Below are 26,616 nucleotides of genomic sequence, written 5' to 3' on the forward strand. Positions count from 1 at the left end.
TTGTTATCGGGGCAACAGTAACTGTTGGCGCATATTTATTTCCCCCTCCGATTTTATTCCTATGAGCAGTTAATGCTCATTGTATGCCCATCAGCATCTACAGGCTGATTATCCTTGTAGTTATTGTAAATCTCTGCAATCTCTTCCTTAGAAAAATCTGGAAAGCAGGTGTACAGAGTCTCAAGCTCCATTCCTGTGCTTACAAAGTTTTCTACTGTTATTTGGTCTTTCTTATTCATAACTACTCCCAATTCTTCCACACATCAGGCTGATAACCTAATGTGGACTTCTTTCCATTTCTAACAACCGGTGTCTTGATTACCTGCTGAGTCTCAAGCAGTTTCTCCAGCTTATCCTCCTCAGCAATATACTTAATCAAAGCCAGCGCATCCTTATCCTTTGCATCCGGATTAATCATGGCATCTATTCCACCATTGGCATTAGCTACAGCTGTTAATTCGCCCTTGCTCATGCCTTTTTCCTTCATATCAATGAACTGATATTTAATGCCGCGTTCCTTGAAGAATCGCTCAGCTTTCTTTGTATCATTGCACTTCTTAGTGCCAAAGATTTGTATATTCATCTATATGTCCTCTCTAATTAACCTTCACTACTCTCTGCCCAAATTGAGCCAATGAAAGCTTTGCTATCTTAAAAAACTGCTTTCCAAATGGAATTCCTATGATTGTAATGCACCATAATGCTCCTGCAATCCACCACCCCAGAGCACTTAGTAAGCCACCACAGATTATCCATATCACATTTCCAATAAATCGCATTATCTATCCCCTCTAACAAATCATTTACTTTCGCCTGAATACTTAATAGCCAATGCCCTGTATTCTTCACTCAAATATGGACAGCAATCCTCTATAGACACCAATCGTGAACCTTTGGCCCTGTTACAAGCCTTGCACATAGGAATAAGGTTCCTGATGTCATCAGTTCCACCGTGATACTTTGGTATGAAGTGGTCTATGGTGCGCTTATCTGGCTCAACTGCCTTGCCACACTTTGCACAAACACCACCTGTCTTCATCCATATTTGATTCTTTAATGACTCCTTGCGTCTTCGTCTGTTCATGAATCTATTATAATAAAAGTGCTGCAAAGCACAAAGCCCTGCAGCAACGACGTCTTTTACATAGCCTGCCTTATCTGATCAATTAAAGTAATATCCGCAGGCAACCATTCTACAGAATCCAACTCATCTTTAGAAAGCCATTTTGCAGCCTCAGCTTCAAGCAACTTTAGTTCTCCTGACTCCACTTCACACCAGAAGCAATCCATAGAAAGATGAAATGTTGGGTAATCGTACTCAATTGTATCAATTAATTCTCCAACCTTAACAGTAGCTTCCAGCTCTTCTCTGATTTCTCTTACCACCGCTTCTTGAGGAGTCTCACCTGCTTCAATCTTTCCACCAGGAAACTCCCAGCCACCTTTAAAATCTCCGTATCCACGAGCCGTAGAAAAAATTTTAGTTTTGTTCTCAATAGAATCGCATATTACCGCTGCTACTACACGAACTGTTTTCATAAAAATTATCCTCCTAGTTTACAAGATATTCATATAAATCCTCTCTAACAGGATTCTTCAGCTTGAGCTTGAAATTCATTATTGGAAGTTCTTCTTCCTTATCATTTTTTATTGTGGTCTGTTGCCACATGATAGGAGAAACTTCTCCCATATAATAAAAATCAGATCCTTCATCATCACTTTTCTTTACAAACAAGAATATTTTTTCAGAGTTGTCTTTAGCATGTATTATCTGTTGTGTTTCCTTACTATCCATTGATACCTTGCTTCTTGTCATCCAGTTAAACATCTGCTCATTAATAAAAAAATCATGATACTGGGTCGATTTAGAAATAGTTTCTTGTTTATTATATGTTACGAATATTGGGCACGTACCATATTTATATCTGTAACCATAAACAGTAGAACTATCATCTGTCTTCCAGTTTAATATTCTGCAGACATCTTTTCTAGAGTACTTCTGATACAAAACAAGATTGTTTTCGTCAGCTTCTTTGTAATTATCTTTGTACTTAAGCAAACCAAATTCTATTGCCTCAGCCAACTGCTTTTTGAACTCTCCATTTGATAACGCTAATGCATAAATACTAGTCCTTTTAAAACGTTGTCTTTTTGCTTCATCGTCATCAATCCACTTTATAAGGCTATACTTTTTTCTTTCGGCCTGTGAATTAATCCAGTTCAAGCCAAGAACATTCAATGCTGACTCATAATCTTCTTCTCTAAATGTTCCACCAACATTCTCAAGCGTATTCTTAAAATGAATTGCATCACTACAAACATTAGAATCGCCTTGAAGCATAGATTTTAAGATTAATAACTCATGTGGTCTCTTTCCATTTACAAGAAGCTGCGAAACAAAAGACAGCATTGCCTCCTGCTCTGGTGAAAAAAATACTTTGTAATAAGGCTCTACTCTCTTCAGAAACGAATGATATGACTCCTTCGTATATTCGATAAACAACATAGGATCTATTTCGCCCTGTTCATAAAAATCGATAATCGAAGGAATTCTACCTAATCGATCTCTTAGCTCACCATACTTTTCTTTAAGCATAGCTAAGCGTAATGTTGATTTATCAATTGACTTAAAGATTCTTTGCTTTGATATCTCATCAAAATGAACCGTAGAAGCTCCTGGAATAATTCTTCCACCTTCCATTACGTATCTACGAATATTATCCTTGTTATATGTACGGTCACCTGATAAAGCTATAGGAATCATGAAATTGTTATTATAATTTCCTATGAAATCAATTATTACAACATATTCCTTTCCCTCTGCTTTTCTAAGCCCTCTTCCTAACTGTTGAATAAATACTATTGGAGACTGAGTTGGCCGTAACATTACAACCTGATTTACCTCAACAATATCTACACCTTCATTCAGAATTTCATATGAAAAAATGTAATCAAGTGGCTGCATGTTTTCTGTTGCATCAGCCTCGTCCATTGCAAGTCTTTCAAACGCTTCTTGTCTGGCATCTTCACTTGCATCACCATTTAATGCAATAGTTCTAAACTTTCTTCCTGTGTCAGGATTTATTATCTGATTAAACTTTGCAGACAAAGCTTCAGATTCTTTTATTCCACTACAGAATATTAACCCTTTTACTTTATTACCACAGTAACCATAATACTGTGTTTGTTCTAAAATATGCCTTACTCGTTCATCACTGGTGAGAACACTAAAATCTCTATGTGCATCTTCATCATCTCCAATAATAGAGATATCTCTAATTCCAAAATAATGAAAAGGACAAAGTAGATTCTCTTCCATAGCCTGCTGCAGTCTTATCTCATAAGCAATTTGATAATTGAATATTTCGTATATATTTCTTCCTTCGATATTATCATCACGCTTATCCGGAGTAGCAGTCATTCCAAGCCACAGTTCTGGAGTAAAATAATCTAGTATCTTTTTGTATGAATTAGCAGCTGCATGATGTGCTTCATCGAAAACAATACAATCAAATGCATCCTTTTCAAACTGTTGTAATGATTCATCTTTGCTCATAGTCTGAATCATTGCAAAGATATAATCCTTATCCTTATTCTCTTCCAATGAAGAACCTGCACCAATTATTCCGGTAGTGATTGTATTGCCGAAAACTCTCTCGTAAGATTTCTTAGTCTGTCTTGCCAACTGCCCTCTATGTACAAGAAATAGAACACGTTTAAATCTCAGTTCCCTCATTGCAAAAGCTGAGGCATATGTTTTTCCTGTTCCAGTCGCAGAAATAAGTAGAGCTCGATTTTCCCCACTATCTACTATCTTTTTAAGATTAGTTATAAAACCAACCTGCATACTATTTGGTTTTAATTTATAACTTTCAATTGAAGTAACTTCACTTGCTCTCGCAATCTCACGCTGTTCTTTTATTAATTTATATGTTTGAGTGTAATTCTCATAAAATGCATCAAAGCTCAGTGAATACTCAGAATTCCAAAGCTCATTAAATTCAGCAACAATTTCTCCCGCAACTTCGCCTTGCTCTGTTGAAACAATTTTGGTATTCCATTCTTTGTTACTGGTAAGGGCTAAACTCGTAATGTTTGAACTTCCAATTATGATTCTATATATCTCATCCTTCTTAAAGATATATCCTTTAGTGTGAAAACCTTCCTCAGCAGCATCTACATCATACATTCGAATCTCAATATTTCCATATTCATTTAGTTTTTGAAGTGCTTTAGGTTCACTGAAATTTAGATAATTAGTAGTTAGAATCTTTCCTGGAACATTTCTCTCTTCTAACTCTTTTAAAATTTGGAATAATGGAACTATGCCTGCCATTGTGATGAAAGCAACACTAATTTGAAAGCTATCACATGAAGCTAGTTCCTCTTCAATGGATGAAATAACTTTCTTACCCTCTTTATAATTGTTTGAGACAAACTGAGGTCTATAGGCAAGATTAGATACAACGTTTCCATCTATATATGCAGTTTCAAGTCCTTGTTTTAATTCATCAATGTTTGACATTAACCATTATCTCCATCAACTTTTTATTTATAACTGGTCGTACTTATCAGCTTTTCCCTTAGCCTTCTCCACTGGATACTTAGCCTCGTTTTGATCCATCTTCTTGTTAATAATCTCATCAGGATCAACCCCAAGCTTATCTGCCAAGTTCTGGCAATATACCATTACATCTGCAAGCTCTTCTTTAACATGTTCAACGTCGTACTTATCGTTATCCCACTGAAAGCATTCCAGAAGCTCTGCTGCTTCAATTACAATGGATTTTGCAAGATGAACTGGTGCATGAAACTGGTCCCAGTCTCTATCTTCTGTAAATTTTCTTATTCGTGCGATTGTTTTATCAGTCATTGACTTTCTCCCTACTTTGATGCATTAATTAATGCCTTTTGTAACTCTGGATCACAAGCGTATATATACATTCCATTAACACCACGCGTCATAAGAACTCTGACCTCATGTTGTAATAACATCTCTCCAAATTTTCTACTTGTACCATCTGAAAGAGTTCTGTTCTGTACGGCCAGCCTATTATGGCTTGCTGAAGGATCAAAAATAATCTTTCCATCACGATACTTTACAGATGGTCCAAGTATTATTCCTGCATAATTCAAATCAAACCCCTGAATCGTAAATGTTGATCCAACCTCGTCTATTGTCTGTGGTTGTTCTGCCCAAGCCAATCCTTTAATATCCCTTTTTTCTTTTTGCGTTAATTCCAATTCAAGTTCACGGTTCCATGGCTTATGCCACTCACCAACAAGTACTTCCCAATATTTCAAAAGATGGTTAACTGGCCTTTTTTTTGCACTGTACTCCCAATCATATGTAGCTATAACTCTTGAAAGAGATGAATTCTTATCTTTTGCTTTTTTTCTAATTTCGTTATCTAGTTTTTCTGGATCCTCAAATACTTTTATGGAATAACCAGATTCAGATACTGGTATGGTTTTTATCTCACAATTTTTTGTAAAAGAATCAATCCAATCCATGGTTTTTGGATCAGCTTGCATTCGAAGCTGTTGATGCAAAACAATATGGTTATCATTTTGTTTTGCAATATTACGATACTGATCAAGTATATGTGCTTCCCAGAATTGTTCAGTAGTAAGTATCTGATTTTCATCAAACATAACTACAGTGACCCTTGCTCTTTTAATAATATCCTGTAATTGATTCTTTCCTCTGTAAGATTGTTTTCCTCGAGTAAGAAGTAGGTGCGCCTCATCCACAAAAACAACATCAACAGGCTCCTCTTCAGAATGATTATTAATAAAAGTAGTTGGCTTACTTACGACCTTACCATATTTTTCTGTCAATCCAAGCTTATCAGCAATCTGTTCATATACTGTAATTTGTTCATCATGATTAACTAAAAGATGACATTTCAAATCTGTATTATTCTCTTCAGCTCTGCAATATAATTCGTAAAAAGTACTACTGTTTAAAACTGTTTTTCCGGTACCTGCTTCGCCATCAATAAAGATTAGCTGCTCTGTGTCTCCTACCTCCAAAGCTTTTGAGACCTTAGAAATAATAAAATCACGAGCATCCTCTTGCTCTTTTGTAAGCTTGTGTAAAGGTGATGCTTTATATATTGCGGAATCTTTGATAACACTTTCACTAGGGAAAAGTACCTTGTTCTCTTTCCTTAAATCTTTCCATATCTTAGAGAAAATCTCATCTAATTCTTCCATAGGGTAATAACTTGTTTGTGGATTATCTCTAAGATTATGTACCTTTCTAACTCGCTCAATACTCATCATGTAATGCATTAAGCGGTTTTCAATGTCAAGTGTCAGCGACTTATTAAAATGTTCGTGTCCTATAATAAATAACCTGGCATTTTTCTCCAAAAGCCTACTTTGCCACCTAGATTTATCAACTGCCGCATCGTAATGCTGACGTGTACGTTTAAAGATATCATTTGATTCGCCAACATACACTTCATAATCATCGGATTCATTCCAATTATGTATATACACTGTAGGAAAATTCTTAATTATCTCCTGGGTCTTTTCATCCTCACTTGGAAGTGTAACCTGCTCAAAATAATCAAGCGCATCACGAGTATCTTTTATTTGTCTAATAATAGGTTTCGCAACACTACTTTTCATAAATCTGTTCCTTCTAATTGGATATTTCTAAATTCAACCTACGACTATAGTAATCCATAGTCTTATACTCTATTACATCCTTCATCTGTTCAGCCAGAATAGGATTATCTTTTATCTCGTAAAGCTCATTGCAAAGCCCAATGCCTTTATCTACCTCGATAAAGAATCCCTTTCCCGAATTAACCAAGAAGTGAACTGGCATTGTGAAGATTTTCTTTAAATGAGCAGAATCCGTTATCTTTAAATAATCGGCATACGTTTTCTTCGGATCTAAATCTCTCCAGTTTGAACCGGTATTAAAGAATTTCTTCCATGAAGCTAACAACTGGTCCTCATGAACTTCCATAAGCACCTTACCATCGTTGTAAAAAGCCTTTAACACAGGCATCTTATATACCTTCGTCATTTGCTCATTCTCAAGATGCTTTATGAATTCTTTACCGATTCCACCGTAAAACTTTTCTTCCTCGAGTGTTAGTTCATTATGCTTATGCAAAAACTCCAGGTAATCCTTAAAAATGTTTTCCTTAGAGCGCCCCAGTAACAACTGATATACTTCATCGCTCATATATGTAAATAGTTCCAGACGAGATGGACGGTGGTTCAAATCTTCCTTAACTCTCAAAAACTCACTATAGATGAGTTCACTGAGCTTCATCTGCTTCTTGTCCATCTCCTCAAAAAGATCTATCAATCGTAAATCAAAATCTATCTGACAATCATCTGGTAGGTCTTCCGTTCTTTGAGAAGTAATAACACTTTTACTTGAAATGCTATCCTTCAGAAAGAAACGAACTCTTCCCGATTTTTCATAATTACCAATAAAGTCCAGCACATTCAAATATCGTTTACCATTTGCTTTTCTAAGACCACGACCTAGCTGCTGTAAGAAAACAATAGGTGATTCTGTTGGACGTAAGAACATAACCATGTCCAGATCAACAATATCCACGCCTTCATTAAACATATCTACCGAAAAGATGATTTCAATCTCACCCTTCTTGAGCTTCTCAATAGCAATTTCTCTATCTTCGGAGAACTCCCCGTCAGAATTGCTATAAACAGCAACTGCTTTTACACCTCTAGCATTAAATTCTTTTGCCATCTCCTCTGCATGAGCTCTAGAACAACAAAATCCTAGTGCACGAGTTGAACCGTATTTACGATAATTTTTGTAAATCAAATCGTGACGATGAACATTTCCTATGTAAGTCTCGTTCAATTCCTTCTCATCGTACTTGCCACTAACCACATGTAACTTGCTATAATCGGTATCATCGTAAATACCATAATAATGGAACGGAACCAATATTCCCTTGTTAATAGCTTCTCTTAAAGATATTTCATAAGGAACATTGTAGTCACATATTTCATAAATACTTCTGCCATCCATACGCTCTGGTGTAGCTGTTAACCCAAGCATAAACTCCGGCTCAAAGTAATTAACTATTCTCATGTATTGATCATTTACAGCATGATGAAACTCATCGATTACTACATACTGAAAATAATCCTTTGGGAAATATTCTTCGCTTAGATATTTCTATTGGCCTAATGTTGAAACTGATGCAAAAATAACTGACTTATCATTACACTTCTCTGAGCCATTAAAGAAACCATAATCATCAGAATTTCTAACATTACCAAAAGACCTGGCAGCCTGCTTTAGGATTTCTTCTCTGTGAGCAACAAACAATACTCTCTCATAATTCTTAGAATCAAAAGCTGCCAGATATGTTTTGCCTACTCCAGTTGCAGCTTGAACCAGTGCTTTCTTTGCTCCCTCGGCTCTTGAATTCTCAAGTGCGCAAATTGCCTCAATTTGAGCACCTCTAGGCTCAAAAATACTGGTTACATTTATCTTATTTTCATCTTTGTCATATCTATCTAAGTCTTTTGTTGCTGCAGGTCTATGCCAGGATTTTGAATATCTCTTAAGCTCAGCATCATCAACAACAATAGAATGATTCTTAAATAAATCTTCAAAAGTCTGATAAAACTTTTTGTAATTAATTGGATCTCTTGTGCTTGTAAATCTGTAGTTCCATTCTATACCAGATGTCAGAGCACTTCTCGAAATATTGGATGAGCCAATATATATTTCACTGAAAGAATCGTAGTGGAATATATATGCCTTCGGATGAAATGATCTGGATGAATCATTATAGAATCGTAAATCTACCCTATCTCCCAATTCATGCTTAATCAAATATAATGCTGAAGGCTGTGTAATGCCTAAATAATTACCTGTAAGAATACGAACCTTAGCCCCTGCTTCAATGGATGCTGCAAGGTCCTTCAATATCATCTTAACACCTGACTCCATGAGGAAAGACACAACAATATCGATGCTCTTAGCTTTATTCATACTATTGATTAGCTGATAATAAAGCTGGACACATTTGTCGTAATCCCCTGTCATAACGTCAGTTTCTTCATATTCAACTGGATATCCTAATTCTTCTTGCAGTTCTTTAGAATTAAGTTCAGCCATTTTTCTTCCCCTCTACCTGGTCTAACATCACTGGTAATCCAAGTCTCTTTTATTTCTAGTTCTGTAATGTCTTTTATAAACCCAGTGAAAGATTCTTCTGTAAAATCAGTAAAGAATCTTCCATTTCTATCCCCTTCAAAAACACCATATTTAAATGATGTGTAAATAACGCCTTCTGGTTTTAAAGCCTTTATCATTTTTAGAAGCACCGGCTTAAGATGCCTCTTATCCAGATGTAATATGGATGAGCATGCCCAGATGCCATCATACTTTTCTATCTCATCTAAGTCCTCAAAGAACTTATTTTTTACATCTATCCCTGTATATGCCGATGCTTTTTCACATAATTCCTTTGATCCATCCATAGCATCTACTTTATATCCTGCATCTAAAAAAACTTTTGTATCTCTCCCTGAACCACAACCAAAATCTAAGATACATCCACTAGCCGGAATATACTCTAAGAATTTCTGTCTAAGTTCACTTACATCAGCATTTATTGTCGTATCAAAAAACGCATTTACGTTAGTGTTGTAATAATCTATTGTATGGTCTTTTGCTGCCAAATTAGTCTCCTTTGTTAAGTCCTTTTTATCTTTAACAAATCATTATTAGTATACCATATTACAATACTAGAAACACAAAAAGCACAACTACATACTGCATATCACTACCTCAACTTCCTAAAACCTTCCATCCTTCACACAATCACTGAAATAAGGACATTTCAAACAGCATTGTCCACAGCTTCTCTTCTCAATTCGATTCTTTTTCTGTAGCCAAAATATCAGTCGCTCCATAAACATCATTTACCTCCTTTGAACTGTTGGATTCTCCTTGGCTGATTCTATGCTATCAATTCCAAGTGCGGTTTATCGGACAGCAAAAACACCTAATCAAACTGATTAGGTGCTCTTCCATATAATGTAATATAAACTTATTCTGTTATTCAGTTCCGTGCTTACGTAACCATTATTTTATGATAGACATCCAATCACGTCCATCATTTAATATTCTTAAAAACTGTAATTACTGCTTTATCTTCACTTCTGCCAATTTTGCCCATGCCTCTTCTTCTGAAAAAACTCTTCCATTTTCCATATCATCAATTGCTTCATCAAGCATTGAGAAAAGGTTATCCATATTCTTTTCCATATCCTTTGTTTCAAACGAAACATCATGCTGTATCATAATAAAACCCACTTTCTATATACATGCCATTTCTGTATATAAAAATTACCACAAAATAGCAATTTTAACAACGCAGAACCCTGATAAGACTTTTGAGATTCAGATTGCTGAGAAACTGCTTACTGATGACTGAATCAGAACAATGCTTTAAAAATATGCTGCAAGCTGAGGAATGCAAGCTATGACACCACTCGCAATCAAAATAATCCCTGTGCCCATAAAAGAAATCATAAATACTCTTGAACAGAGTTTGGAATCTTTTTCACTCATCTGATCCTTGAGTCCTCTGAAAATCATCCCAAGTGCCCAGCCCAGGTAAGTGGAGAAAAGTCCCCCTGCAATCAGCGCTACACCTTCTACACTGACTTTTATAAATGGATGATATGCATTCACCAGAAAAATAACAGCTATAGCCACCACGATTACTAATACAGGTGTCATCAGTCGAATTACTCGCATGCTGCTCTCAGCTTCTTTACGCTGCTTTTCATTTGCGCTTAGGATGTCATCATCCAGAATTCTTTGGTTATTTCCTGCAAAATTCAAAAGAAAAAATCCCCAGACACCGGCAACTATCAATACCGGGACAAAAAATGTAAGTTCAAACATGTTCTTCTCCTACTCCAAATTTATTGGGTCATTTATTGGGTCATCATGACCCAATAAAAATTTTCCACTTAATAGGTTCAAACCTGGCAAATCCTATACATCTTCTTCCCAGCCTTTACAAATATCTACCCATCCTTCAGCTCCAGATGCTTTCTCAAGCTCTGCTGGAGTAATCTTTACGGATGTATATTCGTTGCCTCCTGCAGGATGAACATATTCGAATCGCTTCATAGAAACATCCAGCCAGATTGGAATATCCTCAGGCACAGCAAAAGGACAAACTCCACCAGGCTGAAAGCCTGTAATCTCCTGCACCTGATCACGTGGAATCATATGAGGCTTGGTATGAAAATACGTTTTAAACTTAGAACTGTTTACCTTCCCATCGCCAGCCATAACAACCACAACAGGCTTTTCATCCACTACAAATGACAATGTCTTCGCAATCTCTGGCTCGCTACAACCAATCTGCTGAGCAGCATGCTCCACCGTATCAATAGTCTCTGTATGCTCTGTGAGCCTGTCCCCCAGAGACTTCTCATCTAGGAATGCTTTTACCTTCTCATTAATCATCGCTATACCTCCATGTTAAATTTAATTATAGCGAAGCAATGCTATTAGCAGGAAATAAAAGATTTCTATTGCTGGTTATAAATCTCATCTATAATCTATAAGCTACCTCTAAACAATATTCTCCATACTTACCTGTGGCATGCATCCTCTTCTCAGCCTTTACATTACTAAAAACAGTGTTCCTGCTCCAATGAGAACGCACCCAACAATAGACTTAGGTGTGACCTGCTCATGAAGGAATATGAATGCCAATACAAGTGTAATCACTACACTCAGCTTATCTATTGGAACAACCTTTGAAGCTTCTCCCATCTGCAGTGCTTTATAATAACAAAGCCACGATGCGCCAGTAGCAAGCCCCGATAAAATCAAAAATATCCAGCTCTTTGTGCTTATCTCACTAAGTCCCCTTTGAGCATTCGTCAGGAAAACCATCCCCCATGCCATTATCAGAACCACCGCTGTTCGTATAGCCGTTGCAAGATTAGAATTGACACCTTCAATGCCAACCTTCGCTAAGATTGATGTCAATGCTGCAAATACTGATGACAATATCGCAAATAAAAGCCACATACCATCGCCTCCCCATAGATAAACTAATCTTCCTTAAAAATCTTATTATCCTTATCAAAGAATACCCAGTCGCCTTCGTTGATATCCTTGGCCAGCAGCTCTGCGTCTGCCACTTCCATATCAATCTCCTGTCCTGTCTCGTCACGTAATTGGAGCAACACCTGAAACTGGTATCCCTCTGGTCTCTCCTCGCAGCCATAATCTGCTTCTTGGATTCTTTTAACAATGTACTTCAAGCTAATTTCCTTCTTTCTAACTTATTTTCCCCTCTCCTATATCCTTACTTCAACCTTTACAGGCGACTTTACTAACCTAGAAAACTCTTCTCCAGCATTCTTAGCAGTTCCAGTTATCAGACCATAATGAACAGGAATAGCCACTTCTGGTGCAATTGTATTGATTAGTTCAGCTGCCTTCTTTGCATCCATAGTATAAGTTCCGCCAACTGGCACTAGGGCAATATCGCACTTTACAGCTTTAGCCTCTTTAGTAGCATCAGTATCTCCTGCTACGTAAATACGTTTTCCATCTACAGAAATGATGTAGCCAACCCAACCAGCACTCTTTGGATGAAATGGTTTTAAAATATTATACGCAGCAACAGTTTCAAACTGTAATCCTTCTACTTCATAGCTTGCACCAGGATTAACATATTCAATCTTGCCCACCACTGCTGCAACTTCCGCTGCCTTGCTTTTCATTTTTTCAGGAACAACTAACACTGTATTCTTATTAGCGACCTTTTCAATGGCTTCTGGCGAGAAGTGATCATAATGGTCATGGGTAACTAATATAAATGCAGCATCACGTGGTGTTTCATCCATCTCAAATGGATCTACATAAACCGCCCTGTCTCCAACATCAATGCAAATACTGTTGTGCTTAAATACTTTAATCTTTTCTGTCATTAGTGCCCCCTTACTTATGTTTTGTATAAGGGTATTGTACTTCTTTTCAAAAAAGAAAGCACCAACCAAAGTTGATGCTTCCGAAAATTCATATTAATGCAAATTTGCACAGAATAGATTGGTTTCTTGTCAAGTTATGTGTTTTTGGTACGGATTTGCACTACCATAAGTCATTATTATCCCTTCCTTCTCTTATAGTTAATGCATTGGTGCTACCAATTTTCCAGTGAGGCTATATCGCGCAAGGTAAAATCCAAAAATTATTCAAAAAATAAGGACCTACAGATTTTTAATCTGTAAGTCCTACTCTTTGTCATGTTATTTAATTATATCCAAAAACTCTCTTGGTGTTAGAATAAAAGGCTCTATAGGAAAATGCTTTTTATTTCCTGTAACCAAATACGAATTATCATCTCTCTTTTCCATCTCAGATATATGCTTAGTATCCATATTTTTCCAGCTCCAATGATTTCTTGTCTTATATCTTATAGAAAGATTTCGAAAAACTCCGATTGTCTATGCTCTTTAGCCTATATTCCAATAACAAACCACTAATCCCAAGCAAACAGCACATAAATTCAGTATAATTAACATCAAATTAGTTATCTTTTTCAAAATCCATTCCTCCCAAAATCATTTTTATCTACTATATCTTATTTCTGTATATAAAAATAGCCCTATAGCAGCATAATTTTTCATACTGCTATAAGGCCGATTTTTAGCTATTTTCCAAGCCCATAAGTCCCACTTATCAAACAAGTGCATCTTTCCTTACATAATAAGTGCCCCTACCACTTCCTCGACGTTCAAGTACTTCCTCATTAACAAGTGCTGTTAACGAATTTTCCACGGATGCACGTCCTAACTTTGGGCACATTTCCATTATTTCACTCTTGGTAAACTTACCTATTTTTTTATAAACGGCAGCTCTTACCTGTTCAATGGCTGGTTCCTTTATATCGATAATTTCAATTCGCTCCTCAAAATCTTTATAAGCAGCAATAATGGTCTTTAGTATATACTTTATGAATGGAGTCGGATCATCTTCTCCTTCATGCCAACCCTTCTGACTCATGTTGAGCGAGTCATAATATAAATCTTTTAATTCAGCTATCTTTTTTTCCAAAGAAACATATCTACCAACAACATAGCCAGCTCTATAAAGTAACAGTGTCGTTAACAATCTACTCATTCGACCATTGCCGTCATTAAAAGGATGCACACATAAAAAATCGTGAATAAATATAGGTATTAATAATAATGTGTCTACTTCTTCGGTAGCTGACAATCTATTAAACTCCTCACATATTCTATCAATAGCAATAGGTGTCTCTAACGAACTAAGCGGCTCAAATATTACATACTCAACACCATTTTTATCTCTAGCAACTATATGATTATCACTGTTTTTAAAATGTCCGCCTATACTTCTATTTGTAAAACGATAAAGATTCTGATGCAGCTGGAGAATATAATTTGCAGAAATTGGAATATACTCATAACTTTCATGAATCATATCCAATACATAGCGATAGCCAGCAATCTCCTCTTCATCACGATTCTTTGGAGTAGTTTTTGACTGCATCAATTGATTCAATCTTGCGTTTGAAGTAAAAATGCCCTCAATAGCATTTGAACTCTCAGTACTTTGAACTTTGGCAACTTCGACTAGCTTATCTAAAACAGCTGGTTTTTGAGTCAAATATAACTCCTGCTTTCCTCTGTATTCATGGATACCCGAGACCAGACCTAATATTTCACTATCCCATTTGTAATCTTTATACTTACTGTAATTAAATTCTCGCATAATCTTTCTCCTTATCGCCTAAATTATATCACATTTTAGGCGATAATCAATGTGTTAGGCAATTTATCACCTAATACCAACTCGATTTGCTTATACTACGCTCGCGTCAGCGAGTGGTCTGTGGAGCTCGGGCAGACCTGGGCCTGGAAGGCCCTGCTAGGGATGGTCCCCTTACTTTTGTCCTTTACTTTTTTTCTAAAGCGCTACCTCTGAATAATCCTCTCCATGTAGTCTTTATTTCGTTCCAGCATAGAGGAAATACCATCTTCTGACAATACACCTCGTTTTAAATCTTGAGGCAACAAGCCCTGTTCGTCAGCTGTGAAATCATCTATCCATTGTTTACTGGTATAGTAATTTTCAAGCTTTTGGATTTTTGCTTGAATATCATTAAGTCTATTAAGGTTTTTGTCTAATGTATCCAATATCTCATTAGCCTCATCAAGAATCGCTTCCATCTCAGATATATGCTTAGCCACATTCTCTTGATTACTAACGTATTTACGAACTATCTCCAGCCCACCCATAGGAACGCAGAACTTCTCATCCCTCGGTGGCTGACAAGCCTGATACACTTCCTCCAGGTCAAACCATTCCACGCTATCCAGTTCTTCCTTCTGGATAGTAAGTTTATCAATGTCTACATCTTCATCATACACATATACAAATGCAATCTCATTGTCCCTGAACATCTTGCCGTGAAATTCCTTCTCATACTGAATAGGAAATGTTCCTGCAAAATTCAAATCATCTGCATCAGCCTGAATACCAAGCTCTTCAGAAAGCTCCCTAATTGCAGATTCCAACGGCTCATCACCCGCCTGGATATGACCAGCTGATGAAGTATCATATCTGCCTGGAAAAGAGTCCTTGTTTAAAGCTCTCTTCTGCAAAAGTACCTCTGTTTTGTCTCCATTGTCACGAACCACCCATATATGAGCAGTTCTGTGTCTAACACCTTCAGCGTGAGCCTGCGATCTAGTCACTGTCTCTCCTGTAGGTTGTCCCTTTTCATCTACGATGTCAAAAATCTCTTCTGTCATTATGCACTTATTCCCTTTTTCAAAAAAATTCTCCCATCACTAACTAAGCTTTATCGCATTAATCACTGGCTCTTCATAAGGATGAACCTCCTATATGACCTGCATCCACTTCACGCAATGCCTGGCGTAGTTCCTGCAGTGATTCTTTTGGTATGAATGTTTCAATTTTGTACATGCTATTTTACCTCTCCTCTTAAACATCCTCCACATCCAACACCTTAATCCCATTCTTAATCAGCAGCTCTGCAAACACTCCATGGCCATCAATGAGCTTTCCGGTAAAACTTCCATCATAAATTTGCTTCACGCCGCAGGAAGGACTTCTTGATTGAAGAATCACCAAATCCACTTTCTCATCAAGTGCTTTCTTCAAACTAATCTGAGCTCCTGTTCTGAATTCCTTATCTTTGTTTTCACCATTTTTATTAGTAACAACTCCATTCACAATCTCACAAGGTATTCTGGGAGTAGGCAAGCCTCCTGCTACCTCAGGACAAACCGGAACAACCTCATGCCCTTTTATGTACTCAGCAACCTTCTCGCTGTAGTTGTTGCCACCATTGTATTTGCAATTCTGCCCTAGCAGGCAAGCACTAACCATGATTTTCATTCTGGTTGCCTCCTCTAATTGATGTCACTTCTTCATTTGCTTTCAATTATGACAGTTTTATCTTTATTTTTCTATAAATAAAAGGACCTCGATTGCTCGAAGTCCTCTTATCCATATATCTTTATACCATCCTTTAATATTTCATTTAGCAATTCAGGATTATTTACCAACTGGTCCATATCCAATAAATCCACTTTTTTATGTAATGCCGTAGAAACCTTTTCTACCAATCCATAAAACTTCAAACCCTTAACAGTAGATGAAATTAACAAATCCACATCACTATCTTCTTTGGCAATCCCTTTTGAATATGAGCCAAACAGAAAACAATATGAGATATCATAATCCTTGAAAATATCTGAGCATTTTTTCTTAATATCATCAATGCTCAAAATACCATGCGTTTCATCAATTACGTTAAGCTTCCCCAATGTATCAATCATATAAGAATACTTAATCGAATTAACTTTATCTGGATCATTCTCATAGGATTTATAAGAACGAACAGACACCTTAAGGTACTCTGCAGCCTGACTTTGCGTATATCCAATTGCTCTTCTAATATCTTTTAAAGACTCAGCCATAGTTACGCCTCCTGAAATGATTATATATATCCCATTTGCACTTTTGTAAATTACAAAGTGCAATTATTGCACCTTGTTTCAATAGTATCGTGTATATTTTGCACCTTCATTATCAATAAGTGCAACTATTGTAACTATCTAAAATTTCTTTTAAATTATGGCAAGAAAAGTAGAGAACAATCTCTACTTTTCTACTCCCACTTCTTCCACATATCTGGCTGATAACCAACTGTAGACTGCCTACCATTTCTTACCACTGGAGTCTTAATAATCTGCTGTGACTCAAGCAGCTTCTCCAGCTTATCCTCATCTGCAATGTACTGAAACAATGCTACTGCATCTTTGTCCTTCGCATCAGGATTTACAAGATTAGCAATCCCACCATTTGCTACTGCAACTGATGTGAGTTCCCCCTTGCTCATGCCCTTTTCTTTCATATCGATAAACTGATACTTAATACCACGCTCTTTAAAGAAACGCTCTGCTTTCTTAGTATTGTTGCACTTCTTAGTACCAAAAATTTGTATGTTCATAAATTCTCCTATCACTCCAAATCCAAAAACTTCATCAACTCTCTGGCTTCCTCATAATCCTGGCTGTAGAAATTCACATGATTGATATCTGTGCTTCTATTGGTAAATGCTGGATAAAGGAATCCCGCCTCAGGTGAATGTGGTACCTGCTCCTCATCCACTGGCGAAATCGCCATGATCAGATACTTATAAACCTCTTCGGATTCATCCTGATAAGACTTATCGCTGCCCTTAATTGGCACATCATAAGCCCCATAGTAAACATAAATCGCATAAGGTCTTCCCTTAGGATATTTCTCCGTTATCAGCTCATACAAATTCAGCATCAGCGCATCATTCTTCAATTCGCATTCACGAATTGCATAAATCATCTGCCAGATAGAGCCTGGCCCCAGCCCTGGAATCTTATACTGAATCAATTCCTCATTTGGCTTGGCAAACGGTATCGCCTTTGCGATATCAAGACATCTATTCTTTTCCGCTCCCTTCAGACTCAGGAAGCTTGTATTAAATGTGCCGTCTATATAGCCTTCCTCATCTATATACGCACCTGCAATTCTAACTAGGTTGCTGCGAGCTGATGTAAATCTGCGTGTGAGCTCCAGCATGTCGTCTCTGTTAATCTGTCCCATGTTTGTGTCCTTTGTGTTTTGTATAAGGGTATTGTACTTCTTTTCAAAAAAGAAAGCACCAACCAAAGTTGATGCTTTCGAAAGTTCATATTGATGCAAATTTGCACAGAATAGATTGGTTTCTTGTCAAGTTATGTGTTTTTGGTGCGGATTTGCACTACCATAGGTCAATATCTTCGTACTCGCCAGATTCATAATTAAAAGCCCACTTTGACATAATTACTCCTCCTCATAGTTATCCAAAACATACTTCAACATTTCAAAGGCAGCTTCTTTCTTAGCTGACTTTTTTGATGAGGATTCTATAGTATAGCTAACATCAAATTCTTCTATACTACATGAAACTTGCCAAACAGGATTTCCATTTTCATCATGACGTTCTTCTGCAACATACTTTGGTAACGAAAAATAATCTCTTCTCGCCAAAATTTCTAATTGATTGATTGCCATTTCTAATGTTGGCTCATCAATCTCGTCTTTTATAGTAAAGAACAAATCATTTTCTTCTAAGTACAAATAAGCAGTTTTACAAGCATACTTTCTAGCTTCGTTCTTTGATCTACCGAATCCGACAAAAGTTGGAAGATCATCTCTAATTTTGACATAACATCTCTTTGTGATTGGGCCTGAACCGTCTTTTTCTAGAGTATCTATTTCACTCCAACTTTGATACACGGTATTCTCCTCCTGCATATACCATGTATACCTATAACTTCCATCGTTATACTTAAACCAAGGAACCTCACAAAACGATTCATCCCACTGATATATCAATGTGACGTAATCAATCTCTTCTCCTGAATTAAGGATAGAATCAGGATTTAGCATGACTTCAACCGCCTCTTGAATCTTTTCAAAATCCCAATTACTATCAATCGCTATGGCACCAATTATAGCCTCAAATAAATCTTCTTTTACTGACTTTTCCTGGGAACGATTCGACAGTTCATCGCCTTTACCCATAACTAAGTAATCAGCTAACGCAAGTTCATCTATTCGACGTGCCAACGTATCTTTCTGAACTAGACGCTGCTTTAACTGTGTCAATTCACCCTCGTCTAATTCACAGGAAAACTCATCTTCATACTTCTGACCTAACCACTTCATTTGATTAAGTGATTCTTTACTTGGAGCATTACCATATTTGTTCACAAGATATCGAACAACGCCTATATCCAGCGCTTTATCCCCAATAAATTCTAGTACTTCGTTGTTTTCTCCACCATTTTCTTCAGTGTAAGAACGTCTAGTAAACGCCTGCTTTAGCAGATTCTTATTGTTAAAATCATAGTTTCCAATCTGCTGACCTACTAGTTTTTCAAATAAATCCTTCTCTTCCATAAAATAAAAAATCCTTTCTGCATAAAAGCTGAAAGGGGCATAATAATCTAACACAAAATAGACTACTCGTGAGATAGTAATCGTCTGCATCAGACATGGATTTTAAATTTTCTCTCTATTTCCTTTGATCTTACTAATACATACTTTCATATGCATTAATAAATCCCTATAAATAGAACGTATAGAACGCATTTCAAATTTAAAAAGCATCACGCCCCGATATTTAGTTACAAGCAAATTATACGTAAGAGTAACATATATTGCAACTGTCATCACTAAGTAACTAATACCTATCACATATAACTCAACAAAAAAGTGCCACCTCTTTTACAGATAGACTTATTTAATCCAAAGTCGGTCTTCTACACATAACCTGAAAATAAGGCTGCAGGCATTACCTGCAGCCACAAAATAACAATTACAGTTTATTCCTTATTAATTTACCCCACACTCCTCCAACATTATATTCAGAAGTTTGTGAAAGCCTATTACATCTTTTTGATATTTCAAAATCTTTTGTTCCTAACTTTATATTTCATTTATGACTATCTTATTTTTTATAGACCATTGATTTCTGAAATGCGTTCCTTGAAATGGATATGCTCTTTTGTTTTTCTATGATTTGGCTTAAGGTAGTTATCTAACATTTTTACTTTTTCTTCTATTTCCTCAAGACAATCTAAACAGAATTTTTCTGCCAATCCAGCATCACATCCAACTTTAATCAAATCTTCCTTAGTGATATCTTTTCCCTTACCATTTACAGATGTAGTATGCTCTCCCCAATATGTGTCACTGTATGTAATGTCATAAGCAGGAGCCAGCTTCCATCCATTTAATTCCGAATGTGTGAATGAGAAATTTTTTGTATGATCGTCTCTGTTATGAGCAGCTATATTAAAGCACATAATGCGATACAGTTGCTCCTTGTCATAAATTGCATCTTTTGTCAGCGCTTTAGTCAATTTAAAGAATGTCTCATAATCGCATGATGGTGCGCGAAAATCAGCTTCTAATAGCGCAGCAAATGTAATTGTAAATATCTTTTCACCATCTCTTCTGTCAAAACGCTCAGTTTTAAAATATCCTTCGCATACAGTTGATGGAATCAATTCGGTTTCTGTCATAGATATACCGCAACCCTTTGCACACAGTGAATAATCAAATTCTCTTTTCCCACTTATTTCTGGATCACTCTTTGATGGAAACTTTATTATCCAGTCCCTATTGTTTTCAGAAATAAGAATTTTGGGCCTGGTTCCACCGCTAGACCCGCCCATTTTAAAAAGTATATCCAGTTGATTTGATTCTTTAGATGAAAGGATATTTTCACATTCTTTAGCAATAGTATCAAAATCTAGTCCTATACCCTTGAAATCGAAATCGGATTCTTTGGACGGCAGGTATTCAAGTGCTCCCATACCATTCCTCCCTACATAAGCAAGCCTTTCTAGTGTAGATATTCCACTTCTTGTTATTCCCAGTGTTTCTAAATGTCTATCTAATAATAATTGGCCCCAGCTATCAGGCAAGCTGTCTGCAAATACCCCAAACAATCCACCAAAACGCTCTAATGAACGTTCATTAGGCACAAATACATCATTTCGCAATGGCAACGAGAACGGACTTATAGAGAATCCATTTTTCTGCCATTCTGATGAGTATTGAAATGCAATTCTTTTATCTGGAGTTTCTGCAAGTGTTCCTACTTTCATCCCATGATAGTAAACATCCAGCGTTTTATTTACTCGCATTTATAACCTCCTCAATACTGGTATACACAGGTTCTGTAAAAAGTGAATTCAACTCTTGAATGACCCCCAACTCCATTGCTAGTTTTATAAAAGATTCAAGTGAAATCTGCCCTGTTTTTTCGAACTTTCGAAGTGTAGCGTAGCTAACATTACTTCTTCCGGCCAACTCCTTTTGTGTGATTTTCTTTCTTTTACGGATACTTTTTAGCCTGCTTGCTAATCTCATAGCAACATCTGTTGGTGTATCCCATAAATAATTTATATTAACATCCATATTTTACCTCCCGTAATTGCTACTATTATATCACTTTTACTTATATTTTCCAATGTTTTGCTATTATAGTAGCATTTTTTGAGGTTTGTTTAGATTAGGATTATTTTTCATAGAGGAACTTCTCTGGAAGCTCTACTTTGAAATCATTTGCTAAGTGTCTAAACTGATCTGGTGTAATTGTCTGAAGCTTGTTAGGTGTAATAGAAAGAACCTTTACAAGAATCTCTGCAGCCTTTTCTACAGTGTGCATAAGACCAAATGTAAGATCAAAATCTTCACCTGAAGCGAACATACCATGATGAGCCCAAATAGCTACATCATATTGTTCCATAAGCTTAGAGGTTGCAACTGCAATATCCTTTCCACCTGGAACCATCCAATCAACAACGCCAATACCTGAAGGGAATACTACAGGACACTCTGTAGCCATCTCCCAAAGCTCTCTTGTAAATACTTCGTCCTTAAGAGGAAGTACAAATGTAAGAGCGATTGTATTTGTAGTGTGAGCGTGGTAAACAACTCTGTACTTACCATTTGTAACACGCTTCTTTACTTCAAGATTCATAAGGTGTGAAGGAAGCTCTGATGTTGGTCTTCCACCATTTACGAAGCCCCACTGAATCTGATACTTTGTACCAGTCTCATCTACCTTGATGATACCGATAGAATCCTCTGGATCAATGATAACGTTGCGGAAATACTTTCCACTACCTGTTACCATGAAGTACTCATTTGCAAGACCTGGAACCTCTGTGCCGATTTCCTTCCACTGGCCATCTTCTGAAAGGAATTCCTTAACAGCTGCAACATCCTCATCCTTCATTCTATATGAGAGGTTACCGCCGTTACGCTCATGCCAGCCCTGCTCCCATCCATCATTTGCCATTCTAATAAAACCTTCAACAAACTTTACTTCTGTTATCTTCATTTCTATATCTCCTTATCTTGTGATGATTTCCACTGGTACATCAAAAATCTTTGCTACCTTTTCAATTACATCGATGTGACGACCGATTGCCGCTGCAAAGTGATGCGTAGGACCTGCTTCGCTCCACTTTGTTACGAACTCAGCTGGTGAAATTGCGAATTCTGTGCGCATCATTGTGTCACCATTCTGAAGAATCTTTCCTGGTACATTTACACCCTCAGCACATACAAACTTGAAGTGGCCTTCACCATCCTGAGTAATTGCAAGATATGTAATATCTCCTTCTGGTGGATAGAACTGTGTAAGGTATCCACCACCTGTCTTGCCGTGGAATACATCTACAATCTTCATAGTAGGCTTCTTAGCCTGAGAGAAATCTGCATCACCAGAACCGCTGTGTCCTATGAGAGTTACTCCATCATTGAAATCGATTGTGTACATTTCTGAAAGCTGGCCAGAACCTGCGATTGTCTTAAGGATGCTCATTGCCATGGCAACCTTGATATCGCCTTCAACAGCACAAGCTGTACCTTGCTTTATTAACATTGAAAATGCTGGGATAAGAAGACTATCAACAACTCCAGCCTGCCCCTTTGCATAGCCATCATAGTGAGATGCTACAAAGCCAAGCTTTTCATCCTTAACCCACTGCTCGAAAGCAACAACGTACTTAGCCATCTCATGAAGCTTCTCTTCATCAACACCGCCAACGATTTCAAAAGTATCTAAGATATCCTCAGCCTTAGCCTTGATAACAGCCTCATCTGTAATATCATCTGCAATAGCCCAAATCTTTTCCCAGTCGAACTGCTTTGTATATACGTGCATTCTTCTGTAAAGATTTGATTCATCGATGTAGAGGTCCATCATACCAGGATATGGACGACCAATCTGAGCAAGATTTGTCTCTCTAAATCTTCTACGACACTGTGCTGCACGGCACCACTGATCAATTTCCTTTGCAGCAGCTGCATCGCCGCCTTCTACTACACCTGTGATAACAGCTGAGCGCTTTCCGTAACGATTTAAGTCTGCTACCATCTCACCAACAGCACCACATGCATATGCTTCACCAAGCCACTCTGCTGTGCCTGCTGTATCGTAATCAAGAGCCTTAAGCTTCTGAAGATTTACAAGTACAACTGGTACATCTAAATCCTTTACTGCTGGAAGCATGTTGTAAGATGTAGCATAGGTAAGAAGCTGCATGAATACTAAATCAACATCTGCTGCCCTGAACAAATCTCCTGCAGCCTGTGACTGCTCCTTTGTGGTAACTACACCACCATCAATGATTTCAACTGTGTCAGGGATTGACGCTTTGAAATCCTCAAACTGTTTATTAAACTCTGGAACTAAGCTTGGGAACTGTGGAAGGTATGCTCCAAGTGCAATAGAAAAAACTCCCACCTTAGCTTTTGTATTTACTAACATCTTTCTCCTCCTTTTGGATTAAAAACCTCTATATCAAATGACTTATGTACAGTCTCGCGAGCTGCCGACAAGTCTGCCAACGCACCGTCTTCTATCATCTGAACCATTGCATTTCCGATGGCTGTTGCTTCTGATGGGCCTGCAAGGACTGTAAGTCCTGTGGCATCGGCTGTAAGCTGATTTAAATATCTGTTTTTACAACCACCACCGATGATATGAAGCACCTTGTACTGTTTGCCTGTATTTGCGCTAATCTCTTTTATTGTATTTCCGTAGCAAGCAGCCAAACTCTTGTAAATAACAGCTGCCATCTCTCCTGAAGTGCTAGGAACTTGCTGTCTTGACTCAGCACAGGCTTTTTTTATCTCCTCTGTCATATTCTTAGGAGAAAGGAATCTCTCATCATTAGCATTAACCAGTGATGGGAAGCTGTTTGCTCTTGCTGCCAACTCTGCATATTCCGCAAAACTAAGAGCATCATTTGCTTCATGGCGAACCTGCTGAATCATCCAAAGACCCATGATATTTTTCAAATATCTGTATCTATAATCGTAACCACCCTCATTTGTGAAGTTACTCTTTCTGTCGCAATCGCGGGTGAGGGCTTCTGTATTTTCCACACCCATTAGTGACCAGGTGCCAGAGCTGATGTAAAGCCCCTCGTTGCCTAAATGAGGCATTGCCATTACAGCAGAAGCTGTATCATGGCTTGCACACTGAAGCACCTTTAAATCAAAGCCTACTTCCTCTTTGATTTCATCTCTTAGATTACCCACTTCATTACCAGGAAGCTTAAGCTCTAAGAAGATTTCTCTAGGAAGACCAAGCATTTCTATTAACTGATAATCCCACTGCTTGGTGTGAGGATTAACAAGACCTGTTGTTGTCGCGTTGGTATACTCTGATGCTCTAACACCTGTAAGAAGGAAATTTAGATAATCCGGAATCATAAGCAAAGTCTTTGCTTCTTTTAACACCTCTGGTCTTTGAAGCTTATCTGCTGTCAATTGATATATTGTGTTGAAAATTGCTTTTTGAATTCCAACTCGCTTATACAATTCTTCTTCAGAAATGATTTTATAAACTTCCTCATCCATTCCATCAGTTCTGTGATCACGATAACCGTATGTATCACCAAGAACCTGTCCCTCTTCATCTAGGAGCACGTAATCAACGCCCCAAGTATCAATGGACATTGAACATGGAATCTTACCAAGTCTTTTGCATTCCTTCATGCCATTTTTGATTTCGTTAAAAAGCTTTTTTGTATCCCAAAGAAGCTTTCCCCCTACATTTGTCATGGCATTTTCGAAACGGTAGATTTCTTCCATCTGAATATTACCGTCTTCAATTGTAAATAGCATATGACGGCCACTTGAGGCCCCAATGTCTACTGCCAAATAATAGTTACTCATAGTTTCACCTCGTTTATGATATGAGTATATATCCTGATAAGCTGACTTTTAAGGTCGTAAAATAATCAAAAATAGGACTTTATTTGCAGCTAAATTCATTCTATAATTTACCTATGGAAAAGAGTTTATTACAGCAGCTATCACAGCTGACAGAGGAAGAACAAGAAATTTTAAAGGGCGGTGTCATTGACAAAAATAGGTACTCCAGCGGCAACAGTTTTGTCATCGACAGCGAGAAGCTATTAAAAAAAGGACGTCTCATAGAAATACGTCCTCATACTCGTTTTGTGCACTTTCCAAAGCACACCCATAACTATGTTGAATTCGTTTATATGGTTTCAGGGGAAACTCATCATATTTTAAATGGAACTGATGAAATCACACTAAAAGCCGGTGAACTTTTATTCTTGAACCAAAATGCTACTCAGGAAATTCTTCCAGCATCAGAGGGTGATGTTGCAATTAACTTTATCCTGCTTCCTGAGTTTTTTGATGAAGCATTACAAATGATTCCAGAAGGAGACTTACTTAGAGACTTTTTGATTTCCACACTGTCTCCAGAATCATCCTTCCTTACTTATCTGCACTTTCCTACTGCAGATATTCTTCCTGTGCAAAATCTTATGGAAAATATGATTTTCACTATGCTAAAACAGGATTCAGAAACAATTATCAATAATATAAATAAGACCACAATGGGTCTACTATTACAGACCCTTTCAGTATATGTTTCTTTGGTCAACCAAGGCACACCATCTCAGTATGAACAAAACCTTTTACTTACTGTTTTGAAATATATTGATGCTCACTATAAGCATGGCACCCTTGAAGCAATTGCTGAACAAACAAAGCAGCCTACCTATTACATAAGTAGACTGCTTAAAAAGCACACTGGTAAAAATTTTAAAGAACAATTGATGACACGTCGTCTTCAACAGGCGGCCTATCTTCTCAGCCACACCACTCTTACCATTGAAGATATTTATACCTACATTGGGTACGATAACAGTAGTTACTTCTACCGCAAATTCAAGGAAGCCTATGGCATGTCTCCTAGAGATTATAGATTAGCCAACTAAGGTATCAATCATTCTAAGTACTCTAGTTGCGTTAATCTGAAGCTGCTCTCTTGAAAGTGAGCCATCCTCAAGAGCGGCCTTCATCCTATTGAAGTCTCCCTTGCAGCCTGGCATAAATGAATGCTTATGGCATAATTATTTTTCCCATAAATAGAACCCCAGCACTTGCTCAATGTCATTAAGTTAACATTGCGG

General features: G+C 37.3%; 29 protein-coding genes and 1 pseudogene. 1 reads left to right on the forward strand and 29 read right to left on the reverse strand.

Annotated elements, in window-relative coordinates; genetic code table 11:
• Positions 1 to 59: 59 nt before the first annotated feature.
• From BMZ41_RS09440 to rhaB, 29 genes and pseudogenes are all read right to left on the reverse strand, one after another.
• On the reverse strand, positions 60 to 239 hold the full coding sequence (locus BMZ41_RS09440; RefSeq protein ID WP_090528973.1) for a hypothetical protein: 180 nt from the start codon (positions 237 to 239) through the stop codon (positions 60 to 62).
• Between the two features lie 2 nt (positions 240 to 241).
• Complete coding sequence (locus tag BMZ41_RS09445; protein ID WP_090167678.1) at positions 242 to 583, reverse strand: arsenate reductase family protein; 342 nt, start codon at positions 581 to 583, stop codon at positions 242 to 244.
• Positions 584 to 596: 13 nt separating this feature from the next.
• On the reverse strand, positions 597 to 779 hold the full coding sequence (locus tag BMZ41_RS09450; protein ID WP_090167680.1) for a YccF domain-containing protein: 183 nt from the start codon (positions 777 to 779) through the stop codon (positions 597 to 599).
• A 20-nt stretch (positions 780 to 799) separates the two neighbouring features.
• The gene (locus tag BMZ41_RS09455; protein ID WP_143001995.1) at positions 800 to 1,084 is read right to left on the reverse strand and encodes an HNH endonuclease; all 285 of its coding nucleotides are present in this window, start codon (positions 1,082 to 1,084) and stop codon (positions 800 to 802) included.
• A 56-nt stretch (positions 1,085 to 1,140) separates the two neighbouring features.
• Positions 1,141 to 1,539: an 8-oxo-dGTP diphosphatase MutT gene (gene mutT, locus BMZ41_RS09460; RefSeq protein ID WP_090528976.1), complete on the reverse strand. Its 399-nt coding sequence runs from the start codon at positions 1,537 to 1,539 to the stop codon at positions 1,141 to 1,143.
• Positions 1,540 to 1,552: 13 nt separating this feature from the next.
• On the reverse strand, positions 1,553 to 4,525 hold the full coding sequence (locus tag BMZ41_RS09465; protein ID WP_090528979.1) for a DEAD/DEAH box helicase: 2,973 nt from the start codon (positions 4,523 to 4,525) through the stop codon (positions 1,553 to 1,555).
• A gap of 27 nt (positions 4,526 to 4,552) precedes the next feature.
• Positions 4,553 to 4,873, reverse strand: coding sequence for a nucleotide pyrophosphohydrolase (locus tag BMZ41_RS09470; protein ID WP_090528982.1), 321 nt, complete (start codon positions 4,871 to 4,873; stop codon positions 4,553 to 4,555).
• 11 nt (positions 4,874 to 4,884) lie between these two features.
• Entirely contained in the window at positions 4,885 to 6,639 is a 1,755-nt protein-coding gene (locus tag BMZ41_RS09475; protein ID WP_090528985.1) for a DUF2075 domain-containing protein, read from the reverse strand.
• Positions 6,640 to 6,652: 13 nt separating this feature from the next.
• Positions 6,653 to 9,133: pseudogene (locus BMZ41_RS16100) on the reverse strand (DEAD/DEAH box helicase family protein).
• Positions 9,094 to 9,699: a class I SAM-dependent methyltransferase gene (locus BMZ41_RS09485; RefSeq protein WP_090528987.1), complete on the reverse strand. Its 606-nt coding sequence runs from the start codon at positions 9,697 to 9,699 to the stop codon at positions 9,094 to 9,096. Before BMZ41_RS09485 ends, BMZ41_RS16100 begins: the two are co-directional and overlap by 40 nt.
• 463 nt (positions 9,700 to 10,162) lie before the next feature.
• Positions 10,163 to 10,324: a hypothetical protein gene (locus BMZ41_RS15640; protein ID WP_177184199.1), complete on the reverse strand. Its 162-nt coding sequence runs from the start codon at positions 10,322 to 10,324 to the stop codon at positions 10,163 to 10,165.
• Positions 10,325 to 10,471: 147 nt separating this feature from the next.
• Complete coding sequence (locus BMZ41_RS09490) at positions 10,472 to 10,933, reverse strand: hypothetical protein (protein ID WP_090528990.1); 462 nt, start codon at positions 10,931 to 10,933, stop codon at positions 10,472 to 10,474.
• A 93-nt stretch (positions 10,934 to 11,026) separates the two neighbouring features.
• Entirely contained in the window at positions 11,027 to 11,506 is a 480-nt protein-coding gene (locus BMZ41_RS09495; RefSeq protein WP_090528993.1) for a YbaK/EbsC family protein, read from the reverse strand.
• Positions 11,507 to 11,665: 159 nt separating this feature from the next.
• Entirely contained in the window at positions 11,666 to 12,079 is a 414-nt protein-coding gene (locus tag BMZ41_RS09500) for an EamA family transporter (protein WP_090528996.1), read from the reverse strand.
• A 23-nt stretch (positions 12,080 to 12,102) separates the two neighbouring features.
• Entirely contained in the window at positions 12,103 to 12,315 is a 213-nt protein-coding gene (locus BMZ41_RS09505; RefSeq protein ID WP_090528999.1) for a hypothetical protein, read from the reverse strand.
• A 36-nt stretch (positions 12,316 to 12,351) separates the two neighbouring features.
• Positions 12,352 to 12,987 (reverse strand): MBL fold metallo-hydrolase, encoded by a 636-nt coding sequence (locus BMZ41_RS09510; protein ID WP_090529002.1) that lies wholly within the window; start codon positions 12,985 to 12,987, stop codon positions 12,352 to 12,354.
• Between the two features lie 318 nt (positions 12,988 to 13,305).
• A complete protein-coding gene (locus tag BMZ41_RS15925; protein ID WP_255405326.1) occupies positions 13,306 to 13,437 on the reverse strand; it encodes a hypothetical protein in 132 nt (43 codons plus the stop codon).
• Between the two features lie 301 nt (positions 13,438 to 13,738).
• Positions 13,739 to 14,794 carry a Fic family protein gene (locus BMZ41_RS09520; protein ID WP_090529004.1) on the reverse strand — a complete coding sequence of 352 codons (1,056 nt, stop codon included), beginning with the start codon at positions 14,792 to 14,794 and terminating at the stop codon, positions 13,739 to 13,741.
• Positions 14,795 to 14,997: 203 nt separating this feature from the next.
• Complete coding sequence (locus BMZ41_RS09525; protein ID WP_090529007.1) at positions 14,998 to 15,837, reverse strand: DUF4298 domain-containing protein; 840 nt, start codon at positions 15,835 to 15,837, stop codon at positions 14,998 to 15,000.
• A gap of 193 nt (positions 15,838 to 16,030) precedes the next feature.
• Positions 16,031 to 16,447, reverse strand: coding sequence for a 2-thiouracil desulfurase family protein (locus tag BMZ41_RS09535; protein ID WP_090167718.1), 417 nt, complete (start codon positions 16,445 to 16,447; stop codon positions 16,031 to 16,033).
• A 107-nt stretch (positions 16,448 to 16,554) separates the two neighbouring features.
• Positions 16,555 to 17,031, reverse strand: coding sequence for a nucleotidyltransferase domain-containing protein (locus BMZ41_RS09540; RefSeq protein WP_090529010.1), 477 nt, complete (start codon positions 17,029 to 17,031; stop codon positions 16,555 to 16,557).
• 191 nt (positions 17,032 to 17,222) lie between these two features.
• The gene (locus BMZ41_RS09545; RefSeq protein ID WP_090529013.1) at positions 17,223 to 17,564 is read right to left on the reverse strand and encodes an arsenate reductase family protein; all 342 of its coding nucleotides are present in this window, start codon (positions 17,562 to 17,564) and stop codon (positions 17,223 to 17,225) included.
• A gap of 11 nt (positions 17,565 to 17,575) precedes the next feature.
• Complete coding sequence (locus BMZ41_RS09550) at positions 17,576 to 18,196, reverse strand: DUF4317 family protein (RefSeq protein ID WP_090529183.1); 621 nt, start codon at positions 18,194 to 18,196, stop codon at positions 17,576 to 17,578.
• Positions 18,197 to 18,415: 219 nt separating this feature from the next.
• Positions 18,416 to 19,537 carry a ribonuclease III domain-containing protein gene (locus BMZ41_RS09555; RefSeq protein WP_177184200.1) on the reverse strand — a complete coding sequence of 374 codons (1,122 nt, stop codon included), beginning with the start codon at positions 19,535 to 19,537 and terminating at the stop codon, positions 18,416 to 18,418.
• A 557-nt stretch (positions 19,538 to 20,094) separates the two neighbouring features.
• Complete coding sequence (locus BMZ41_RS09560; protein WP_090529019.1) at positions 20,095 to 21,291, reverse strand: type II toxin-antitoxin system HipA family toxin; 1,197 nt, start codon at positions 21,289 to 21,291, stop codon at positions 20,095 to 20,097.
• Positions 21,278 to 21,565, reverse strand: coding sequence for a helix-turn-helix domain-containing protein (locus BMZ41_RS09565; RefSeq protein WP_090299949.1), 288 nt, complete (start codon positions 21,563 to 21,565; stop codon positions 21,278 to 21,280). The genes BMZ41_RS09560 and BMZ41_RS09565 overlap by 14 nt, the downstream gene beginning before the upstream one ends.
• 100 nt (positions 21,566 to 21,665) lie before the next feature.
• Complete coding sequence (gene rhaD, locus BMZ41_RS09570) at positions 21,666 to 22,493, reverse strand: rhamnulose-1-phosphate aldolase (RefSeq protein WP_090162847.1); 828 nt, start codon at positions 22,491 to 22,493, stop codon at positions 21,666 to 21,668.
• Between the two features lie 12 nt (positions 22,494 to 22,505).
• Positions 22,506 to 23,927, reverse strand: coding sequence for an arabinose isomerase (locus tag BMZ41_RS09575; RefSeq protein ID WP_090529022.1), 1,422 nt, complete (start codon positions 23,925 to 23,927; stop codon positions 22,506 to 22,508).
• Entirely contained in the window at positions 23,921 to 25,342 is a 1,422-nt protein-coding gene (gene rhaB / locus BMZ41_RS09580) for a rhamnulokinase (protein WP_090529025.1), read from the reverse strand. The genes BMZ41_RS09575 and rhaB overlap by 7 nt, the downstream gene beginning before the upstream one ends.
• An 83-nt stretch (positions 25,343 to 25,425) precedes the next feature.
• Between rhaB and BMZ41_RS09585 the strand changes: the two genes are divergently transcribed.
• Positions 25,426 to 26,421: an AraC family transcriptional regulator gene (locus BMZ41_RS09585; RefSeq protein WP_330388855.1), complete on the forward strand. Its 996-nt coding sequence runs from the start codon at positions 25,426 to 25,428 to the stop codon at positions 26,419 to 26,421.
• The last annotated feature ends 195 nt before the right edge of the window (positions 26,422 to 26,616 follow it).

The sequence above is a fragment of the Pseudobutyrivibrio sp. UC1225 genome, from assembly GCF_900115215.1.
Taxonomy (GTDB): Bacteria; Bacillota; Clostridia; order Lachnospirales; family Lachnospiraceae; genus Pseudobutyrivibrio.

What these genes read in the sequence shown, in the direction of transcription:
- BMZ41_RS09440 (WP_090528973.1), bottom strand. Translation starts at nt 239, where the DNA reads ATGAATAAGAAAGACCAAATAACAGTAGAAAACTTTGTAAGCACAGGA.
- BMZ41_RS09445 (WP_090167678.1), bottom strand. Translation starts at nt 583, where the DNA reads ATGAATATACAAATCTTTGGCACTAAGAAGTGCAATGATACAAAGAAA.
- BMZ41_RS09450 (WP_090167680.1), bottom strand. Translation starts at nt 779, where the DNA reads ATGCGATTTATTGGAAATGTGATATGGATAATCTGTGGTGGCTTACTA.
- BMZ41_RS09455 (WP_143001995.1), bottom strand. Translation starts at nt 1,084, where the DNA reads ATGAACAGACGAAGACGCAAGGAGTCATTAAAGAATCAAATATGGATG.
- mutT (WP_090528976.1), bottom strand. Translation starts at nt 1,539, where the DNA reads ATGAAAACAGTTCGTGTAGTAGCAGCGGTAATATGCGATTCTATTGAG.
- BMZ41_RS09465 (WP_090528979.1), bottom strand. Translation starts at nt 4,525, where the DNA reads ATGTCAAACATTGATGAATTAAAACAAGGACTTGAAACTGCATATATA.
- BMZ41_RS09470 (WP_090528982.1), bottom strand. Translation starts at nt 4,873, where the DNA reads ATGACTGATAAAACAATCGCACGAATAAGAAAATTTACAGAAGATAGA.
- BMZ41_RS09475 (WP_090528985.1), bottom strand. Translation starts at nt 6,639, where the DNA reads ATGAAAAGTAGTGTTGCGAAACCTATTATTAGACAAATAAAAGATACT.
- BMZ41_RS15640 (WP_177184199.1), bottom strand. Translation starts at nt 10,324, where the DNA reads ATGATACAGCATGATGTTTCGTTTGAAACAAAGGATATGGAAAAGAAT.
- BMZ41_RS09490 (WP_090528990.1), bottom strand. Translation starts at nt 10,933, where the DNA reads ATGTTTGAACTTACATTTTTTGTCCCGGTATTGATAGTTGCCGGTGTC.
- BMZ41_RS09495 (WP_090528993.1), bottom strand. Translation starts at nt 11,506, where the DNA reads ATGATTAATGAGAAGGTAAAAGCATTCCTAGATGAGAAGTCTCTGGGG.
- BMZ41_RS09500 (WP_090528996.1), bottom strand. Translation starts at nt 12,079, where the DNA reads ATGTGGCTTTTATTTGCGATATTGTCATCAGTATTTGCAGCATTGACA.
- BMZ41_RS09510 (WP_090529002.1), bottom strand. Translation starts at nt 12,987, where the DNA reads ATGACAGAAAAGATTAAAGTATTTAAGCACAACAGTATTTGCATTGAT.
- BMZ41_RS15925 (WP_255405326.1), bottom strand. Translation starts at nt 13,437, where the DNA reads ATGGATACTAAGCATATATCTGAGATGGAAAAGAGAGATGATAATTCG.
- BMZ41_RS09520 (WP_090529004.1), bottom strand. Translation starts at nt 14,794, where the DNA reads ATGCGAGAATTTAATTACAGTAAGTATAAAGATTACAAATGGGATAGT.
- BMZ41_RS09525 (WP_090529007.1), bottom strand. Translation starts at nt 15,837, where the DNA reads ATGACAGAAGAGATTTTTGACATCGTAGATGAAAAGGGACAACCTACA.
- BMZ41_RS09535 (WP_090167718.1), bottom strand. Translation starts at nt 16,447, where the DNA reads ATGAAAATCATGGTTAGTGCTTGCCTGCTAGGGCAGAATTGCAAATAC.
- BMZ41_RS09540 (WP_090529010.1), bottom strand. Translation starts at nt 17,031, where the DNA reads ATGGCTGAGTCTTTAAAAGATATTAGAAGAGCAATTGGATATACGCAA.
- BMZ41_RS09545 (WP_090529013.1), bottom strand. Translation starts at nt 17,564, where the DNA reads ATGAACATACAAATTTTTGGTACTAAGAAGTGCAACAATACTAAGAAA.
- BMZ41_RS09550 (WP_090529183.1), bottom strand. Translation starts at nt 18,196, where the DNA reads ATGGGACAGATTAACAGAGACGACATGCTGGAGCTCACACGCAGATTT.
- BMZ41_RS09555 (WP_177184200.1), bottom strand. Translation starts at nt 19,537, where the DNA reads ATGGAAGAGAAGGATTTATTTGAAAAACTAGTAGGTCAGCAGATTGGA.
- BMZ41_RS09560 (WP_090529019.1), bottom strand. Translation starts at nt 21,291, where the DNA reads ATGCGAGTAAATAAAACGCTGGATGTTTACTATCATGGGATGAAAGTA.
- BMZ41_RS09565 (WP_090299949.1), bottom strand. Translation starts at nt 21,565, where the DNA reads ATGGATGTTAATATAAATTATTTATGGGATACACCAACAGATGTTGCT.
- rhaD (WP_090162847.1), bottom strand. Translation starts at nt 22,493, where the DNA reads ATGAAGATAACAGAAGTAAAGTTTGTTGAAGGTTTTATTAGAATGGCA.
- BMZ41_RS09575 (WP_090529022.1), bottom strand. Translation starts at nt 23,927, where the DNA reads ATGTTAGTAAATACAAAAGCTAAGGTGGGAGTTTTTTCTATTGCACTT.
- rhaB (WP_090529025.1), bottom strand. Translation starts at nt 25,342, where the DNA reads ATGAGTAACTATTATTTGGCAGTAGACATTGGGGCCTCAAGTGGCCGT.